The organism is Micromonospora sp. DT233 (assembly GCF_049841815.1).
GTDB lineage: Bacteria > Actinomycetota > Actinomycetes > Mycobacteriales > Micromonosporaceae > Micromonospora.
In genome coordinates this window covers 148,507-164,606 of the sequence record NZ_JBNCLB010000005.1, presented here as the reverse complement: position 1 = coordinate 164,606, position 16,100 = coordinate 148,507, and the positions used below count along the sequence as shown (strand labels likewise).

The 16,100-nt window shown below is 74.1% G+C and carries 16 protein-coding genes; 8 read left to right on the top strand and 8 right to left on the bottom strand.

The features are described from left to right. Positions 1-5: 5 nt before the first annotated feature. Positions 6-1,682, bottom strand: a complete 1,677-nt coding sequence (locus tag ACLQ2V_RS14495; RefSeq protein WP_425718982.1) for an ATP-binding cassette domain-containing protein — start codon at positions 1,680-1,682, stop codon at positions 6-8. Positions 1,683-1,835: 153 nt separating this feature from the next. On the opposite strand from ACLQ2V_RS14495, the gene ACLQ2V_RS14490 reads away from it, so the two are divergent. Beyond that, the gene (locus tag ACLQ2V_RS14490) at positions 1,836-2,588 is read left to right on the top strand and encodes a class I SAM-dependent methyltransferase (RefSeq protein WP_425718981.1); all 753 of its coding nucleotides are present in this window, start codon (positions 1,836-1,838) and stop codon (positions 2,586-2,588) included. 17 nt (positions 2,589-2,605) lie between these two features. On the opposite strand, the gene ACLQ2V_RS14485 is transcribed toward ACLQ2V_RS14490, so the two are convergent. Beyond that, on the bottom strand, positions 2,606-4,039 hold the full coding sequence (locus ACLQ2V_RS14485; RefSeq protein ID WP_425718980.1) for an FAD-dependent oxidoreductase: 1,434 nt from the start codon (positions 4,037-4,039) through the stop codon (positions 2,606-2,608). A gap of 145 nt (positions 4,040-4,184) precedes the next feature. Between ACLQ2V_RS14485 and ACLQ2V_RS14480 the strand changes: the two genes are divergently transcribed. Together ACLQ2V_RS14480 and arsB are read left to right on the top strand one after the other, a co-directional pair. Then, positions 4,185-4,574: an ArsR/SmtB family transcription factor gene (locus tag ACLQ2V_RS14480; RefSeq protein WP_425718979.1), complete on the top strand. Its 390-nt coding sequence runs from the start codon at positions 4,185-4,187 to the stop codon at positions 4,572-4,574. After that, the gene (gene arsB, locus ACLQ2V_RS14475) at positions 4,571-5,641 is read left to right on the top strand and encodes an ACR3 family arsenite efflux transporter (protein WP_425718978.1); all 1,071 of its coding nucleotides are present in this window, start codon (positions 4,571-4,573) and stop codon (positions 5,639-5,641) included. Before ACLQ2V_RS14480 ends, arsB begins: the two co-directional genes overlap by 4 nt. 45 nt (positions 5,642-5,686) lie before the next feature. Here arsB and ACLQ2V_RS14470 read toward each other — a convergent pair whose 3' ends face one another. Genes ACLQ2V_RS14470 through ACLQ2V_RS14460 form a run of 3 tightly spaced genes read right to left on the bottom strand, consistent with a single transcriptional unit; the run spans position 5,687 to position 8,964 of the window. Beyond that, entirely contained in the window at positions 5,687-7,111 is a 1,425-nt protein-coding gene (locus ACLQ2V_RS14470; RefSeq protein ID WP_425718977.1) for an MGH1-like glycoside hydrolase domain-containing protein, read from the bottom strand. Further along, positions 7,108-7,926, bottom strand: a complete 819-nt coding sequence (locus ACLQ2V_RS14465) for a TIM barrel protein (protein ID WP_425718976.1) — start codon at positions 7,924-7,926, stop codon at positions 7,108-7,110. Before ACLQ2V_RS14465 ends, ACLQ2V_RS14470 begins: the two co-directional genes overlap by 4 nt. Beyond that, positions 7,927-8,964: a zinc-dependent alcohol dehydrogenase gene (locus tag ACLQ2V_RS14460; RefSeq protein WP_425718975.1), complete on the bottom strand. Its 1,038-nt coding sequence runs from the start codon at positions 8,962-8,964 to the stop codon at positions 7,927-7,929. Between the two features lie 117 nt (positions 8,965-9,081). Between ACLQ2V_RS14460 and ACLQ2V_RS14455 the strand changes: the two genes are divergently transcribed. The 4 genes from ACLQ2V_RS14455 to ACLQ2V_RS14440 all read left to right on the top strand — a co-directional run bounded on the left by ACLQ2V_RS14455 (position 9,082) and on the right by ACLQ2V_RS14440 (position 13,042). Continuing rightward, positions 9,082-10,470: an ABC transporter substrate-binding protein gene (locus ACLQ2V_RS14455; protein ID WP_425718974.1), complete on the top strand. Its 1,389-nt coding sequence runs from the start codon at positions 9,082-9,084 to the stop codon at positions 10,468-10,470. Next, positions 10,467-11,426, top strand: coding sequence for a carbohydrate ABC transporter permease (locus tag ACLQ2V_RS14450; RefSeq protein ID WP_425718973.1), 960 nt, complete (start codon positions 10,467-10,469; stop codon positions 11,424-11,426). Before ACLQ2V_RS14455 ends, ACLQ2V_RS14450 begins: the two co-directional genes overlap by 4 nt. Further along, on the top strand, positions 11,426-12,292 hold the full coding sequence (locus ACLQ2V_RS14445; protein ID WP_425718972.1) for a carbohydrate ABC transporter permease: 867 nt from the start codon (positions 11,426-11,428) through the stop codon (positions 12,290-12,292). The genes ACLQ2V_RS14450 and ACLQ2V_RS14445 overlap by 1 nt, the downstream gene beginning before the upstream one ends. A 144-nt stretch (positions 12,293-12,436) precedes the next feature. Then, positions 12,437-13,042 (top strand): class I SAM-dependent methyltransferase, encoded by a 606-nt coding sequence (locus ACLQ2V_RS14440; RefSeq protein WP_425718971.1) that lies wholly within the window; start codon positions 12,437-12,439, stop codon positions 13,040-13,042. 32 nt (positions 13,043-13,074) lie between these two features. Here the strand turns inward: ACLQ2V_RS14440 and ACLQ2V_RS14435 are convergent, their stop codons facing one another. Beyond that, positions 13,075-13,188, bottom strand: a complete 114-nt coding sequence (locus ACLQ2V_RS14435) for an SDR family oxidoreductase (protein ID WP_425718970.1) — start codon at positions 13,186-13,188, stop codon at positions 13,075-13,077. A gap of 150 nt (positions 13,189-13,338) precedes the next feature. Here ACLQ2V_RS14435 and ACLQ2V_RS14430 point away from each other — a divergent pair, with 150 nt between their 5' ends. Then, the gene (locus ACLQ2V_RS14430; RefSeq protein WP_425718969.1) at positions 13,339-14,214 is read left to right on the top strand and encodes an endonuclease/exonuclease/phosphatase family protein; all 876 of its coding nucleotides are present in this window, start codon (positions 13,339-13,341) and stop codon (positions 14,212-14,214) included. 32 nt (positions 14,215-14,246) lie between these two features. Here the strand turns inward: ACLQ2V_RS14430 and eccB are convergent, their stop codons facing one another. Together eccB and ACLQ2V_RS14420 are read right to left on the bottom strand one after the other, a co-directional pair. Then, a complete protein-coding gene (gene eccB / locus ACLQ2V_RS14425; RefSeq protein ID WP_425718968.1) occupies positions 14,247-15,623 on the bottom strand; it encodes a type VII secretion protein EccB in 1,377 nt (458 codons plus the stop codon). A 102-nt stretch (positions 15,624-15,725) separates the two neighbouring features. Then, positions 15,726-16,007, bottom strand: coding sequence for a hypothetical protein (locus tag ACLQ2V_RS14420; RefSeq protein WP_425718967.1), 282 nt, complete (start codon positions 16,005-16,007; stop codon positions 15,726-15,728). Positions 16,008-16,100: the final 93 nt, after the last annotated feature.

Below are 16,100 nucleotides of genomic sequence, written 5' to 3'. Positions count from 1 at the left end.
CAGGGTCACCTGGTGAGCGGCAGGGTGGGCCAGGCGGCGAGGTCGTCGAGCAACTGCCGGTCGTGGGTGGCGACGACGACCGCCGCGCTGGTCCGGAGCAGGGCGGCGGTCAGCTCGTCGACCAGGGCCGCCGAGAGGTGGTTGGTGGGTTCGTCGAGGATCAGCAGGTCGGGGCGTTCCGCCAGCCGCAGTGCGAGGTTCAGCCGGCGCTGCTGGCCCTGGGACATCCGCCCGACGGGGGTGCGCAGGGCCTCGCCGTCGAGGAGGTTCATCGCGGTCAGGGGCAGCAGGCCGGTGTCGTCGAGGCGTCCGGCGCAGCGGAGCCGGCCGACGTGCTGGTCGTACAGCTCGTCGGCGCGCGCGGTCGGCGGCCAGTCGGGCACCTCCTGCCCGAGGTACGCGACGCGGGCCCCCGCCAGGTGGCGGACGTGCCCGGTCGACGGGGTGAGGTCGTCGGCCAGCACCGCGAGCAGCGTCGACTTGCCCGCCCCGTTGGGGCCGGTGACCAGCAGGCGGTCTCCGCCGTCGAGGCCGAGCGTGACGGGTCGGTGCAGCCGCCCGGCCACGGTGACGTCGTGGCAGCGCAGGATCGGCGCTGCGGGGCGTACGTCGATGTCGGGCCAGCGCAGCGGCAGCGGCGGCTCGGGCACGGTGATCCGGTGGGCGTCGAGGGCTTCCTGCCGTCGCCGCAGCGCCTGCACCAGGCCGGGGGCGTGGGACTGGCGCTGGTGTCTGCCGTGGCCCTTCTCCGGGCGCCAGCCGGTGCTGAGCCGACCCTGCGCCTCGTTCACCGCAGCGGCCAGCCGCTGGTGTTCGGCCTGTTGTGCCTCGTACTCCCGCGTCCAACGTTCGCGTTCCCGCCGCCGGCCGTCCTGCCAGCCGGTGTAGCCGCCGGCGTGCAGGCGCGGTCGGCCGTCCGCGCTGGGGTCGAGGTCCAGGAACTCCTCGGCCACGTCGTCGAGCAGGGCGCGGTCGTGGGTCACGAGCACCACCCCGCCCCGATGCTCACGCAGCCGCGCGGTGAGGAACGCCAGGCTGTCGGCGTCGAGATGGTTGGTCGGCTCGTCGAGCATCAGCAGGTCGTACTGCGCGCCCAGCAGGCACGCCAGGCGGACCCGGTAGCCCTGGCCGACCGACAACGTCGCCAGCGGGCGCTTGCGATCGGTGCAGGCGTCGAGGCCGGCCAGCGCCACGTCGACGCGGCGCTGCGCGTCCCAGGCGTCGAGCCGGACGGCCGCGTCGAGTGCGGCGGCGTACGCGGCCTCCGCGTCGCTGCGGCCCTCGGCCAGCGCGGTTCCGGCGTCGTCGAGGGCCCGCAGGGCGTCTTCGGCCCCTCGCACGGCACCCGCGACGAGGGTGCCCACGGTCTCGCCGCTGCGCGTCGGCAGCGTCTGCCGGGCGACGCCGATCGTGCCGAGCCGCTCCACCGTGCCCTGGTCGGGCGTGCGCAGGCCCGCCAGGACGTGCAGCAACGTGGTCTTGCCCCGGCCGTTCTCGCCGACGATGGCCAGGCGTGCGCCGGCGGAGACGGTCACGCTGACGTCGGCGAGGACCACCCGCCCGCCCAGCACGACGCGTACGCCCTCGGCGCGGACCTGCGCCCGGCCTCCGACCGGCAGCGGGCCGCCCCAGGCCAGGTCGGACCCCGTGGTCGATTCTTGGGTTTCCAGAGAATTGTTCACTCGGTGCTCTCAGCTCGTCATGGAGCCGGGCAGCACAAACACGCCGCCCGGCGGGAACGCCAGGACGGCGGAACAGAGCTACACGAGAAAGCTGGTCAACCCTGCCGCCGTCAGCGGAGGGACCAGGGCTTCCTCATGCCGATGCCTTGATACATGCCGCCGACCATACCTGAGCGGGCACGGATCGACGCCAGATATATCGACGTCGCCAGTTGCGGCGAGAGCGAGAATGGAGGCGGCCAGGTCGGCCCGCCCTTCGGGAAGGACACCATGACTCCAGCACCGGAGCGCATCGCCAAGGCTCAGCGCGTCTGGGACGAGATGGCATCGGACTACGACCGGCAGATCGGCTTCTTCGAGCGCTTCCAGTTCGGTGGCGGCCGGGAATGGCTCGGCGCGCGGGCCCGAGGCCGCGTCCTGGAGGTCGCGATCGGGACCGGCCGCAACCTGCCGCACTACCCGGCCGACGCCACGGTGACGGGGCTCGAGTTGAGTCCGGCGATGCTGGCCATCGCGAGGCAGCGCGCTGCCACCCTCGCCCGTGACGTCGAGCTGCGCCTGGGTGACGCCGAGCATCTGCCGTTCGACGACGCCGCGTTCGACACCGTGGTCTGCGCCCTGTCGCTGTGCGCGATACCCGACCCGGCTGCGGCGATCGACGAGATGCGACGGGTGCTGGTGCCCGGTGGGAGGCTCCTGCTCCTCGACCACGTCGCCAGCACCTGGCCACCGATCTACGCCTTCCAGTGGTTGCTGGAACGGCAGACGATCCGCTACGCGGGCGAGCATTTCACCCGCCGTCAGCTTCCCCTGGTGTTGGCCGCCCGGTTCGAGGTCGTCGAGGTCGAACGGCTCAAGGCCGGCACGGTCGAACGGATCTTCGCGCGCAAGCCCGAAACCACCTGACGCGGGAGACGCCGGAATCAGCCGGCGCAGCAGCCGCCCGCGCCGGAGCCCGCCCCGACCAGCGGCAGGAGCCCGCCGGGCAGCCCCGTGCTCAGCCCTCGGCCGACCGGCTCGGGGGCGGCACCGCAGCAGCCCTCGCCGTCGACCGGCTCGGCCGGGACGCCGCAGCAGCCCTCACCGTCGACCGGGTCGGCGGGCGAGCTGCTGCACACCCCCGTCTCGGGCAGGTCCAGCCGCACGTCGCGCGCCGCCGTCCAGTCCCCGGCCAGCGCCGCGACCACCGAGCGGACCTGCTCGTACCCGGTCGCCATCAGAAAGGTCGGCGCGCGGCCGTAGCTCTTCGCGCCCACCGCGTAGTACCCGGGCTCGGGGTGGGTCAGCTCGTCCACGCCGTGCGGCGGGACGGTGCCGCAGGAGTGCTCGTTGGGGTCGATCAGCGGGGCGAGGGCCCGGGTGGCCCCGAGCACCGGGTCCAGGTCCAGCCGCAGCTCGGCGGCGATGCGGTGGTCGGGCCGGAAACCGGTGGCGGCCACGACCCGGTCCACGGTCAACGACTCCCGCGCATCGGCAGCCCCGCCGGGGCCGTCCAGCGTCACGGTCACCCGGTCGCCGGCCGGGGTGAGGGCGCGCACCGAGCGGCCGGCGAACAGCCGGATCCAATTGGCGTTGACGTGGGCGCGCAGCCGGGACCCGAGGGCGCCCCGGGCGGGCAGCGCGTCGGCGGCCCCGCCGCCGTACGCGCGGGTGGGGGTGGTCGCGCGGATCGCCCAGCTGACCCGGGTGCCGGGCGCGGCGACGGCCAGCTCGGCGAGGGAGAGCAGGGTATTGGCGGCGGAGTGGCCGGCGCCGACGACGAGGGTGTGCCGGCCGGCGAAGCGGTCGCGGTCCGCGCCGAGCACGTCGGGCAGGGCATGTTCGAGGTACGCCCCGGCGTGCTCCTCGCCCCGGGCCGGCAGGCCGGAGCCGCCGAGCACGTTCGGGGTGGCCCAGGTGCCGGTGGCGTCGATGACGGCGCGGGCCAGCAGCTCCTCGCCGTCGGCGAGGCGGACCAGGAAGGGGGTCTGCTCGCGGCCGGCGGTGCGCAGCCGGTCCAGACCGAGGCGGCCGACCGCCGTCACCCGCGCGCCGTGGCGCAGGTGCGGCGCGAGCTGCGGCAGCTCCGCGAGGGGCCGCAGGTACGCGTCGACCAGCTCCGCCCCCGTGGGCAGCGCGTCGGGGTCGGGAGCGGTCCAGCCGGCGGCCTCGAGCAGCCGGCGGGCGGCGTCGTCGACGTCGTACCGCCAGGGTGAGAAGAGCCCGACGTGGCCCCACTGGCGGACGGCCGCCCCGGCGTGCGGCCCGGCCTCCAGGATGACGAAGGGCAGGCCGCGCTCGTACAGGTGTGCGGCGGCGGCGAGGCCGACGGGGCCGGCGCCGATGACCACGACGGGCAGGTCGGTCAGGGCGGTCATGGAGGGCTCCTTCGGTGGGGAAGCGGCGGGCGGGAACAGCCGAGGCCGCGACCGTGGCGCTTGATCAGCAGCACGTCGCCCGCTGTCTCGACATCCGTCGAAGCAGAGACTTGCACGTTGATTAGACGCCTGTCAAGGTAGACCCATGTCTAAGCAAGCAGCTCCCGGGCCCGACCTCGCCACGGTGCCGTGCTGTGCGCCGCTGACGTCTCGGCGGGTGCCCACCGAGACCGCGCGGGCGCTCGCCCCGGCGTTCAAGGCGCTGGGCGACCCGGTGCGCCTGCAACTGTTGTCGATGATCGCCTCGGCCGAGGGCGGCGAGATCTGCGTCTGCGACCTGACCCCCGCCTTCGACCTGACCGGGCCGACGATCTCGCACCACCTCAAGGTGCTGCGCGACGCCGGGCTGGTCGACGCCGAGCGGCGCGGCACCTGGGTCTGGTACCGGGCGCGCCCGGCCGTGCTGGGTCGGCTCGCCGCCCTGCTCGCCGTCGCGCCGACGGCGCACTCCCCCGCCCCGGCCGACGCCCCGTGACCGCCACCGGCGTGGAGCCGGCCGAGACGGCGGCGGTGGTCGGGCGGCTGTCCCGGCTCGACCGGTTCCTGCCCGTCTGGATCGGCCTGGCGATGGCCGCCGGGCTGCTGCTCGGCCGGCTCGTGCCCGGCCTGGGCCGCGCGCTCGACGCGGTGCGGCTCGGCGGGATCTCCCTGCCCATCGCCCTCGGCCTGCTGGTGATGATGTACCCGGTGCTGGCGAAGGTCCGCTACGACCGGCTCGACACCGTGACCTCCGACCGCCGGCTGCTGGTGTCGTCGCTGGTGCTCAACTGGGTCGTCGGCCCGGCGCTGATGTTCGCCCTGGCCTGGGTCTTCCTGGCCGACCAGCCGGAGTACCGCACCGGGCTGATCATCGTCGGGCTGGCCCGCTGCATCGCCATGGTGATCATCTGGAACGACCTCGCCTGCGGCGACCGGGAGGCCGCCGCCGTCCTGGTGGCGCTGAACTCGGTGTTCCAGGTATTCGCGTTCGGGCTGCTCGGCTGGTTCTACCTCGCCGTGCTCCCCGGCTGGCTGGGCCTGCCCGACGCCGGGCTGGCCGTCTCCGGCTGGGACATCGCCCGCAACGTGCTCGTCTTCCTCGGCGTCCCGCTGCTCGCCGGCTGGCTCACCCGCCGGCTCGGCGAGCGCGCCCGAGGGCGCGAGTGGTACGAGGCCCGCTTCCTGCCGAGGATCGGCCCGGTCGCCCTCTACGGGCTGCTCTTCACCATCGTCGTCCTCTTCGCTCTCCAGGGCGACGCGATCACCGGCCGGCCGCTGGACGTGGCCCGGATCGCGTGGCCGCTGCTGGTGTACTTCGCCGTGATGTGGGCCGGGTCGTACCTGCTGGGCCGCGCCGTCGGTCTCGGCTACGCCCGCACCACCACCCTGGCGTTCACCGCCGCCGGCAACAACTTCGAACTCGCCATCGCCGTGGCCATCGGCACCTTCGGGGTCGCCTCCGGCCAGGCGCTCGCCGGGGTCGTCGGCCCGCTGATCGAGGTCCCCGTCCTCGTCGGCCTGGTCTACGTCTCGCTCTGGGCCCGGCGGCACTTCACCCACTGATCCCACGGTACGACAACCCCGAAGGCCACGTTCACGCCTCGCGCCTCAGTCGTCGGCGAGCACGTCGAGCAGCAGCGCCGCCGTCCAGGCGAACGCGGGCGAGCCGAGCCCCGCGCCGGTGTCGGGGTGGAAGTACTCGTGGCAGCCGGCGGTCGCCACCAACCCGACCATCGACTCGCGCAGCCCGGCGGCGAGGTCGGGCCGGCCGTGGGCGCGCAGCCCCCGCCACAGCAGCCAGTCGAGGTTCATCCAGCTCGGGCCGCGCCAGTAGCGCAGCGGCTCGAAGTCCGCGGCGGTGCGGTCGTGGCTGGGCAGCGGCCGGTCCATCCGCGCGGCCAGCCCGAACCGGGGCGAGCAGGCCTGCGCCAGCACCGAGGAGACCTGCACCGCCGGCAGGTCGGGCAGCGCCAGCGGGATCAGCCCGAGCGCGGTACGGGCCGGCACGAGCCGCCCGGTGCGCAGGTCCCGAGCGTGAAACAGGCCGGTGGCCGGGTCGTACAGCCGGTCGACGATGGTGGCGGTGATCCGGGCGGCGCGCTCGCGGTGCGGCCCGGGGTCGGCGCCCACCTCGCGGGCGATCTCGGCGAGGGCGTGTTCGGCGAGCCCCAGCGCGGTGTTGAACAGCGGGCACTCCACCAGGAACGGGTGCCGCCCGGCGAGCCCGTCGTCGGCGTACCCGCCGTCGCGGTAGGCGTCGACCAGCGCGACGTACCGCGCGTAGTCGAGGTCCGTGGGGCGGTGCGCGGCGTCGGCGTGCGCGGTGTCGTGCCGCCGGTACGCCTGCATCAGCGCCGCGTCGGCGGCGACGGCGGCCAGCGACGGGTCCCAGGCGGGGCTGTTGTCCAGGCCGGACTCCCAGGGGTGCACGAGGCAGGCCAGCCCGGCCCCGCCCACGTCGCGCGGGCCGGTCAGGTAGCGCTGCTGGGCGACCAGCCGGGGGTAGAGCCGGGCCAGCTCCGCCCGGCTGCGCGGCGACGGCGCGCGGCGGTGGACCAGCCAGGCGGCCAGGGCGTGCACGGGCGGCTGGACGATGCCGGAGGTCGCCACGGCGGGGGTGCCCGCGCCCAGCGACGAGCGCCAGAACTGCGGTCCCGGGAAGTACGACCCGGCGGGCAGCGCGCGGTTGAACACGATGTGCGGCACCCGCCCGTCGGCCCACTGGGCGGCGAAGAGGGTGCGCAGCTCCCGCCAGGCGCGGGCGGGTCGGACGGTGGCCAGCCCGATGGCGATGAACGCCGAGTCCCAGCTCCACTGGTGCGGGTAGAGGGTGCGCGAGGGCACGGTATGGTCGTGCTCCCAGTTGGCGTCGAGGGTCGCCACCGCCAGCCGCCGCAGCGCGGCGAGGCTCTCCGCGCCGAGCGGGGCGGCGGCGGCCTGGGCGACGGTGGGGGTGGCGGCGGGCGAGAGGGCGCCGGGCGGGGCCGCGGCGCGGGCCGCCGGGGGCGGGGCGTCGGCGGTGCCGGTGCTCATGCCGCCACCTGCTTCGGCTGGGCGTGGCGCAGCACGGTGGCGGCCTGGTGCAGCGCCCGCACCGGGTCGCCGCGCAGCCGGCACTCCAGGGCCAGCCAGCCCCGGTAGTCGATCTCCAGCAGGGTGCGCAGCAGGGCCGGCCAGTCCAGGTGGCCGGCGCCGGGCTGGCAGCGGTTGGAGTCGCTGACCTGCACGTGCCCGAGGTAGGGGGCGGCGGCCCGCAGGGCGGCGGGCACGTCGTCCTCCTCGATGTTCATGTGGAAGGTGTCGGCGACCACCCGCACGGAGGGCAGCCCGACGCCGGCGCAGAGCGCCACCGCCTCGTCGAGCCGGTTGACCATGTGGTCCTCGTACCGGTTGAGGGGTTCGAGGAAGAGGGTGACCCCCTCGGCGCGGGCGTGCTCGCCCAGCTCGCCGAGGGTGTCGAGCAGTAGCCGCCGGTCGCCGGCCGGCGGGCGGGGCGGCTCGAACGGCGGCAGCCGGCGGGAGAACATCCCCCACGCGGCCGGGGTCAGCACCCCGACGCCGCCCAGCTCGGCGACGACCGAGAGCTGCGAGCGCAGGTTGGCCACGGCGTCGCGGGAGCGGTCCTGGTCGAAGTCGCCGATGAAGTGGTCCATCTCGACGCAGACCGTGGGCAGCACCACCCCGGCGGCGCGGGCCCGCCGCAGCTCCGGCAGGCGGCGGGCCAGGGCGAGGTCGCCCCGGCCGCGCAGTTCGAGCCCGTCGAAGCCGAGCGCGACGGCCTGGGCGTGTTTGGCGATCAGATCGGTGCCCGGGAGCAGTTGCTCCTGACAGGCCAGTGGAATGCTCATCTAGAACCTCAGCACGACTTGGAGGGCGTCCGCGTCACCTCGGTCGAGCAACGCCAGCGCGTCGGCCACCGCGCTCGCGTCGACGACGTGGCTCACGAGCGGCAGCGGTTCGACGCTGCCCTCGGCCACCAGGTCCATGAAGGTGTGGGCGATCCGGGCCCCGCTCCACCGGCCGGCCAGGCCGGGCACCGGGTCGGCCCCGGAGACCTGGGCCGGCACGAGTTGGATGCGGTTGTGGTGGAACTCCTCACCGAGCCCCAGGCCGTCGGCGTTGCCCTGGTAGAAGCCGGCCGCCACGACGCGGCCGGCGTGGGTGGTGGCGCGGATCGCCTCGTGCAGCGCCGGGTACGCCCCCGAGAGCTCCAGGCAGACGTCCGCGCCCCGGCCGCCGGTGGCCCGGCGCAGCGCGACGGCGGCGGACTCGACGCCCGCGTCGACGACGAGCCGGGCCCCGCAGCGGGCCGCGTGCGCCAGCCGGCCGGGCAGCCGGTCCACGGCCACCACGCGCGCCCCGGAGAGGGTGGCCAGCCGGGTGGCCAGCAGCCCGATGACGCCCTGGCCGAAGACCCCGACCCAGTCGCCGAGGTGCAGGTCGGCGGCGATGACGGCGGTCAGCGCGATGGCGCCGGGCCGGGCGAAGACGGCGGCGAGCGGGTCGAGGCCGAGCGGGAGCGGGTGGACGGCGTCGGCGCGGACGACCGCGTCGGCGCGGTGGCCCCAGATGCCCCAGACGAGCTGGCCGGGTTGCCGGTCGGCGACGTCGGGGGCGGCCTCGACGACCTGGCCGACCTCCTCGTAGCCGAAGCCGACCAGCGGGTACGGCGTGGGGGCCCGGCGGGGCACGAACATCCGGGTGGCGTCGTCCCAGTCCTTGTTCAGCCGGGGGTTGCTGCCCCGGTAAAGGGTGAGCTCGGTGCCGGCCGAGATGCCGGAGTAACAGGTGCGGATGCGGACCTGGCCGGGGCCGAGCGGATCCGGGGCGCAGGGCTCGAGGCTGATCCGTCGGGGCCCGGCGAGTGAGACAACCCAATTGCCCATGAGTCACATCCCAGTTGCACTGGGATCCAGTGTAGAACAAAAAATCGGTATATGTCTTGTAATTGATCAATGCAACGTATTGAATCCGTCATGTACCCTTCGAGAGGAGTGCCACCGATGCCATCACCCTCGATGCGGATCTTCGCCTCGGCCCTGATCATGGCAGTAACCGGCGTGTCCCTGCTGGCCTGTGACGCCGACGAGTCCGGCGACGACTCGACCCTGACAGTGTGGAGCCTGGAGGACGTGGCCGACCGGGTCACCGCCACCAAGGCGATCGTCGCCGACTTCACCGCCCGCACCGGGACCAAGGTGGAGCTGGTCACCGTCAACGAGGACCAGTTCCCCGCCCTGATCGCCACCAGTGCCGCCTCCGGCGACCTGCCCGACGTGGTCGGGGCCGTCCCCCTGGCCGGCGTGCGCACCCTCGCCAGCAACGAGCTGCTGCACGCCTCCGCCAACGGCGAGATCGTCGACACGCTCGGGCGGCAGACCTTCTCCGCCCGCGCCCTGCAGCTCACCGCCGACGGCGGCCGGCAGCTCGCCGTGCCCAGCGACGGCTGGGGGCAGCTCCTGGTCTACCGCAAGGACCTCTTCGCCGCCGCCGGGCTGCCCGTCCCCGACACGTACGAGAAGATCGCCGCCGCCGCGGCGAAGCTGCACGTCGGCGGGGTGGCCGGGATCGCCGCGTCCACCGCCCCCGGCGACGTCTTCACCCAACAGACCTTCGAGCACCTGGCGCTGGCCAACAACTGTCAGCTCACCGACGATTCCGGGGCGGTGCGGCTGGACTCCCCCGAGTGCGTCGAGGCGTTCCGCTTCTACGGCGACCTGATCCGCACCTCCTCAGTCAAGGGCGCGCAGGACGTGGACACGACCCGGGCCACCTACTTCGCCGGCAAGGCGGCGATGCTGGTCTGGTCGCCGTTCATCCTCGACGAGCTGGCCGGGCTGCGCGACGACGCCCGGCCGACCTGCCCGCAGTGCCAGGCCGACCCGAGCTTCCTCGCCGAGAACAGCGGCTTCGTCACCGCGATCAAGGGCCCCAACGGCGCCGCCCCCGCCCAGTACGGCGAGATCAGCTCCTGGACGGTGCTCGACGGGGCCGCCGACCCGGCCAAGGACCTCGTGCAGTTCATGCTCGGCGAGGCGTACCCGCGCTGGTTCGGCATGTCCCCCGAGGGGCGCTTCCCGGTGCGCAAGGGCACCGCCGACGACCCGGAGAAGTTCCTCACCGCCTGGAACACCAGCCCGGCCGGCGTCGACCGCAAGCAACCCCTGACCGAGGTGTACGACGACGACGTGCTCGCCGCGCTGCGCCGCAGCCCGGACACCTTCCAACGCTGGGGCATCACCCAGGGGCAGGGCAAACTCGTCGGCACGATCCTCGGGGAGCTGCCCGTGCCCCGGGCCCTCGCGGACGTGATCTCCGGCAAGTCCGACGCCGCGACGGCCGCCCGGCGGGCCAAGAAGGACGTCGACGCGATCAAGGCGGGCGTCAATTGACCACCACCGCACCCGGCCCGGGGCGCTCCCGAGAGCAGGATCGCCCCGCCCGCACCGGCCGCCGCCCGCAGACGCAGCGCCGCCGCGAGTCCCGCGACGGGCTCGCCCTGGTCGCCCCCACCCTGCTGGTCGTGCTGGCGGTGGTCGGCCTGCCGATCATCTGGACCATCGCGCTGGCCTTCCAACGGGTCCGCCTGGCCACCCTGCGCAAGCACGGCCTCTTCGGCGAGTTCACCCTCGACAACCTCGACCGGGTGGTGCACACCCCCGGCTTCGTCGACACCCTCTGGACCACCCTGCTCTACAGCCTGGGCGGCACCGGCGGGTCGATCCTGATCGGCCTGGTCGCCGCGCTGGTCGTCCGCCGGCCGTTCCGGGGGCGCACCCTCGTGCGGGCGTCGATGCTGCTGCCGTACGTGGCGCCGGTGGTCGCCGTCGCCTTCGTCTGGCAGGTGATGCTCGACCCGCAGCTCGGCATCGTCAACGACTGGGGCCGGCGCTTCCTCGGCTGGGACAACCCGATCCCGTTCCTGTCCCAGGACTCCACCGCCCTGGCGACGGTGATCGCGTTCGAGGCGTGGCGGTACTTCCCGTTCGCGTTCCTGTTCCTGCTGGCCCGGCTCCAGGCCGTGCCCGGCGAGCTGGAGGAGGCGTCCCGCGTCGACGGGGCCACCCCCACCCAGCGCTTCCGGCACATCCTGCTGCCCCAGCTCATGCCGGTGATCGCCCTGCTCGGGGTGCTGCGCTTCATCATGACGTTCAACAAGTTCGACGACGTGTACCTGCTCACCGGCGGGGCCGCCGGCACCGAGGTGGTCAGCGTCCGGGTCTACCAGTTCCTCACCGCGCGCACCGACGTCGGCGCGGCGGCGGCCCAGGCCGTCGTGCTGGCCGTGGTGCTGCTCGTCTTCGTCGCGCTGTACCTGCGCTTCTTCGCCGGCCGGAAGGAATCGTGATGGACCGGGACCGGATCGAGACGGTGTCCCTGCGCTGGCTGCGCCGGGCGGTGATCGCCGGGTTCCTGGTGATCACCGTGCTGCCGTTCTGGTACATGCTGGTGCTCTCGGTGCGCCCCATCGAGCAGTTGCTGCTGCACCCCGGCTCGCTGCTGGTGCCGCTGGGCGAGCTCACCGTCGCCACGTACGCCGAGGTGCTCAAGGCCACCGACGACGGCGGCCAGGGTTTCCTCACCTTCATCCGCAACAGCGGCCTGGTCGCGGTCGCCGCGACCGCGCTGACGCTGGTGGTGGCCATCCCCGGCGCGTACGCGGTGTCGCGGTTGCGGTTCTTCGGCCGCCGGCACGTCAGCGCGCTCTTCCTGGCGGTCTACCTCTTCCCGTCGATCGTCATCGCGATCCCGCTCTTCGTGGTCTTCACCCGCGCCGGGCTGCGCGGTTCGCTCTTCGGGCTGGTGCTGGTCTACATCTCGCAGACCCTGCCGGTCTCGGTCTACATGCTGAAGAACTACTTCGAGACCATCCCGATCAGCCTGGAGGAGGCCGCCGCGATCGACGGGGCCGGGCGGCTCGGCATCATCCGCCGGGTCAGCCTCCCCCTCGCCGCCCCGTCGATCATGGCGGTCGCCCTCTACGACTTCATGATCGCCTGGAACGAGTACCTCTTCGCCCTGCTCTTCATGGTCGACAAGCCGGACCGCTGGACGGTGTCGCTCGGGTTGTCGCTGCTCTCCGACGGCGTCGAGGTGCCCAAGACGGTGCTGATGGCCGGCTCGGTGATCCTCACCCTCCCCATCGTGCTGCTCTTCTTCGCCAGCGAGCGGCTGCTCACCGAGGGGCTGACCGGCGGCGCGGAGAAGGGCTGAGCGCCCCCGCCCCCGGCCCCGCCGGCCTCCGGCACGTCGGAGGCCGGCGAGCCGGGGTCACGGGGCCTTCGGGCACGTCGAGGCCGGCGGCCGGGGTCGGTGGGTGGCCGGCGGGTCGCCACCGGGCCCGGCTAGCGTGGGGTCATGGCCAACCCGACCCGCTGGACGACCGACACCGGCCCCGAACACTCGCAGTGGTACATCGACCGCTTCCGCCGGATGGCGGCCGAGGGCGCCGACCTGGCCGGGGAGGCCCGGCTGCTGGACGCGCTGGTGCCGCCGGGCTCCCGCGTCCTCGACGCCGGCTGCGGCACCGGGCGGGTCGGCGCGGCGCTGCACGCGCGCGGCCACGCGGTGGTGGGCGTGGACGCCGACCCGGCGCTGGTCGAGGCCGCCGGCGTCGACTACCCCGGCCCGCGTTGGCTGGTCGGCGACCTCGCCGAGCTGGACCTGGTGGCGGCCGGCGAGCCGGAGCCGTTCGACGCGGCCGTGGTGGCCGGCAACGTGATGACCTTCGTCGCCCCCGGCACCGAGCGGGAGGTGCTCCGCCGCATCGCCGCCCACCTGCGCCCCGACGGGGTGCTGGCGGTCGGCTTCGGCACCGACCGGGGCTATGCCCTGGCCGACTTCGACGCCGACGCGGTCGCCGCCGGGCTGCGCCGCGAGCACCGCTTCGCCACCTGGGACCTGCGCCCCTGGCGCGACGACGCGGACTTCGCGGTCACCGTGCTGCGCCGCCCCGCCGACTGACCCACCGGCGGCGATGCCGGCGACGCTCGTCGTCAGATCTGTGCGGAGCCGCCGTCGACGAACCACTGCGCGCCGTTGACGTAGCTCGACGCGTCCGAGGCCAGGAAGAGCGCCACGGCGGCGATGGCGCTCGGCAAGGCCGGCACCGACGAGAGCACCCTGCGGATCGCCGTGCGCCACAACCGAAGCTCCCCCTACCTTTTCCTTCGTGCGGCTCGGCAGGACGCACTTCGATCTAACATCTGCACATGCGTCGATCGGAGTCGGCCGGTTACCGGCCCACGAAGGGACATTCCATGAAGCAGAGACGTCATGGGTTGGCACGCCGGCTGACCGCTTTTGTCGGCGCGGTCGCACTGCTGATCGGGCTGCAGCCGGCGGTGCCGGCCGCAGCGGCAACCGCCACCATCCAGGTCGCGACGCTGAACATCCTCTACAAGCTGAACCGCGCCGAATTCGTCGCCGACCTGGAACTGATCACGTCGAAGGCCGACCTGGTCGGGCTCAACGAGGTGGGCCAGCGCAAGGAGTTCCTGCAGGACTGGGCCGCGGCGAACGGCTGGTGGCTCTACATGCCGGGGCCGACGCAGGCCGCCAACGAGGCCCTGCTGGCCAAGAAGAGCATGTTCGACGTGGTCGGAAAGGACTCCGAATTCGTCTGCGACACCGACGGCCCCGGTGATGCCCCGCCGGCCCGCTACAACAATTGGGTCCGATACAGGCACAAGGCGAGCGGACGCGACATCATCCACATCAACCTGCACGCCAACGCCGACATCGAGACCAACGGCCGACCGGATGACGAGCCACGGACCGAGTGCGCCCAGAAGCAGTTCCAGGACGTCAAGAGCCTGGCGATCCGCAAGCAGGACCTGGGCGAGGTCGTGGTCAGCGGCGACCTGAACGTCGACTTCAGCGCCGACAAGGCGTACGGGCATGTCAAGTTCCCCTGGAAGGTCTTCGAGGCCAACGACCTGCCGAACCTGCGCTCGGTCTACAACCTGAAGGGCGAGAAGGGGGGCGGAACGCACGGCAACCGGCACATCGACTACATCTACTTCTGGAAGCGCGTCGAGGCCCGCCAGCACCTCTGGCTCAACGACTACCACCTCGTCGGCGAGACCAACTCCGACCACAACGGGGTCGTCGCCTCGTTCGACATCGAGCTCTGAAACGCCGCTGTCCGGCGGCATCGCGCGTCGGGTCAGGCGGGAGCGGCGACGGCGCGGGCGGCGGCCGGGTCGAGCGGGCTGCCGGCGGGCACCAGGTCGACCAGGCCCGCCGGCAACCGGACGGGCCGCACGCCCTGGTAGCCGAGCGGGCCGAGCACCTCGGGGTCGGTCAGCACGTACCGCCGGCCGAGGTCGGTGACCACGCAGACCGCGCCGCCGGTGGCACCCGGCGCGGCGACCGCCTCCACGACGGCCCCGTGGCCCGGCTCGACCAGCACGTGGTCGGCGACCGCCGCGCCCGCCGTCCGCGGGCTGCCGGTCAGGTCGGGCAGCCGCGCACCGAGGCGTACGTCGCGCGCCTCGCCGTCGCCGCCGACGCCGACGCAGAGCGCCCCGCCGTCCGCGGTGGCCAACCGGGGCGGGCTGGTCGGCGGGGCGGCCGGCCCGGTCGGCACCAGGTCCGGCTGCTTGGGCAGCGCGGCGAACCGGCCGAGGCTCAGCGCCTGCGGCCCGCCCTGGCCGGTGCGGGCCAGCAGCAGGTTGGCCTGCAACTCGGTGATGCCGGCGAGGCCGTCGGCGAGGGCGACGGCGTACTGCCGACCGCCGCCGGAGTTGCGGATCAGGAAGACGTCGCCGACCACCGCGCCGCTCACCCCGTCCGAGGGGCGGCCGAGGCCGGGCAGCTCCGGCGGGGCGAGGTCGGCCCCGGCCGGGAGGCTGTCGATCAGGGCGGGCGCGGCGGGCACCGCGCGGTGCCGGGTGGCGGCGAGGGCGGCCAGCGACCGGCCGGTGTCGCGCAGCGGGTACCGGCGGGCGTGCCACACCAGGTGCAGCCCGCCGTCGGGGTCCCGCAGCAGCAGCGCGTCGTCGCCCGGGGACCGGCCGCCGCCGGTCGCCGCGCCGATCAGCACGGCCGAGCGGGGGTCGGCCCGCTCGGCCTCGGTGGCGGCGACCGAGCAGACGCTCCACGGTGCGGTGGAGAGCCGGCCCCGGTCGGGCAGCGAGTCGGGGGCGTCGGGGATGCCCAGCGGCAACCCGCGCGGCACCCCCTCGATCGAGCGGCGGGACACCAGCACGGTCCGCGGGCGCTCCGCGCCGATGATCAACAGCGCGGAGGCGTAGTTGAGCACCGGGTGCAGCCGGCCCTCCCGGTAGACGAAACGGGCCCCGGACTCCTTCTCCACGAGCACCGCGTCGGCGTCGCGCCACTTGCCGTCCCCGCCGGTGAAGAGCCCGTACAGGGCGAAGCCGCCCAGCGCGATCGCCGCGACCAGGACGCTGGCCAGGCCGGCCCCGGCCAGCCGCCGAAACGGCGAACGCGGCGGGTCGGTCTCCCGCATCACCAGGGCGGCGACGGCCCGCTGGACGGTGAACTGGTACGAGTGCAGCTGGTCCTGCCGCGACGGCATGCGGTCCCCTCCGACGGTCGGTCGGCGCACAGGATAAGCGGCGCGTCGACCCCGCGAAGACCCTCCGTCGCCGGTGCGGTGACGATGGGCCACGGCACGAGTTCAATGCCGCAGCGCCTCGGCCCAGGTCTCGGTGTGCGCGTCAAGGTACTGCGCCGTCGCCGACCAGTAGGGGCCGTCCTCGTTCCAGATCCTCGCCCACGGCTGGCGCTGTTCGTCGTGGCCCCGGCGCAGCAGGTCGTACATCGCTCGGGCCCGCCGGCCCAGCATGGCGGCCAGGCCCGGCCGGGCGGCCTCGTCGAGGGCGTACCCGTCGACGATCGCCCGCAGTCGAGCCGCGGACTCGGGCACCGGTCGGTCGGAGCGCAGGTCGTCGTGGCTCACCCCACGATCCTGGCCGCAGCGGCCAAGCCATTTCGGCGTACGCCCTCGGTGGGCCGGCCGTGGCGGCCCGCGACGGGGACCGACGGCGGGGCG

Bases quoted from the DNA above. Each gene is read 5' to 3' on its own strand.
- ACLQ2V_RS14490 (WP_425718981.1), top strand. From the start codon at position 1,836: ATGCCGCCGACCATACCTGAGCGGGCACGGATCGACGCCAGATATATC.
- ACLQ2V_RS14485 (WP_425718980.1), bottom strand. From the start codon at position 4,039: ATGACCGCCCTGACCGACCTGCCCGTCGTGGTCATCGGCGCCGGCCCC.
- ACLQ2V_RS14480 (WP_425718979.1), top strand. From the start codon at position 4,185: ATGTCTAAGCAAGCAGCTCCCGGGCCCGACCTCGCCACGGTGCCGTGC.
- ACLQ2V_RS14470 (WP_425718977.1), bottom strand. From the start codon at position 7,111: ATGAGCACCGGCACCGCCGACGCCCCGCCCCCGGCGGCCCGCGCCGCG.
- ACLQ2V_RS14465 (WP_425718976.1), bottom strand. From the start codon at position 7,926: ATGAGCATTCCACTGGCCTGTCAGGAGCAACTGCTCCCGGGCACCGAT.
- ACLQ2V_RS14460 (WP_425718975.1), bottom strand. From the start codon at position 8,964: ATGGGCAATTGGGTTGTCTCACTCGCCGGGCCCCGACGGATCAGCCTC.
- ACLQ2V_RS14455 (WP_425718974.1), top strand. From the start codon at position 9,082: ATGCCATCACCCTCGATGCGGATCTTCGCCTCGGCCCTGATCATGGCA.
- ACLQ2V_RS14445 (WP_425718972.1), top strand. From the start codon at position 11,426: ATGGACCGGGACCGGATCGAGACGGTGTCCCTGCGCTGGCTGCGCCGG.
- ACLQ2V_RS14440 (WP_425718971.1), top strand. From the start codon at position 12,437: ATGGCCAACCCGACCCGCTGGACGACCGACACCGGCCCCGAACACTCG.
- ACLQ2V_RS14430 (WP_425718969.1), top strand. From the start codon at position 13,339: ATGAAGCAGAGACGTCATGGGTTGGCACGCCGGCTGACCGCTTTTGTC.
- eccB (WP_425718968.1), bottom strand. From the start codon at position 15,623: ATGCCGTCGCGGCAGGACCAGCTGCACTCGTACCAGTTCACCGTCCAG.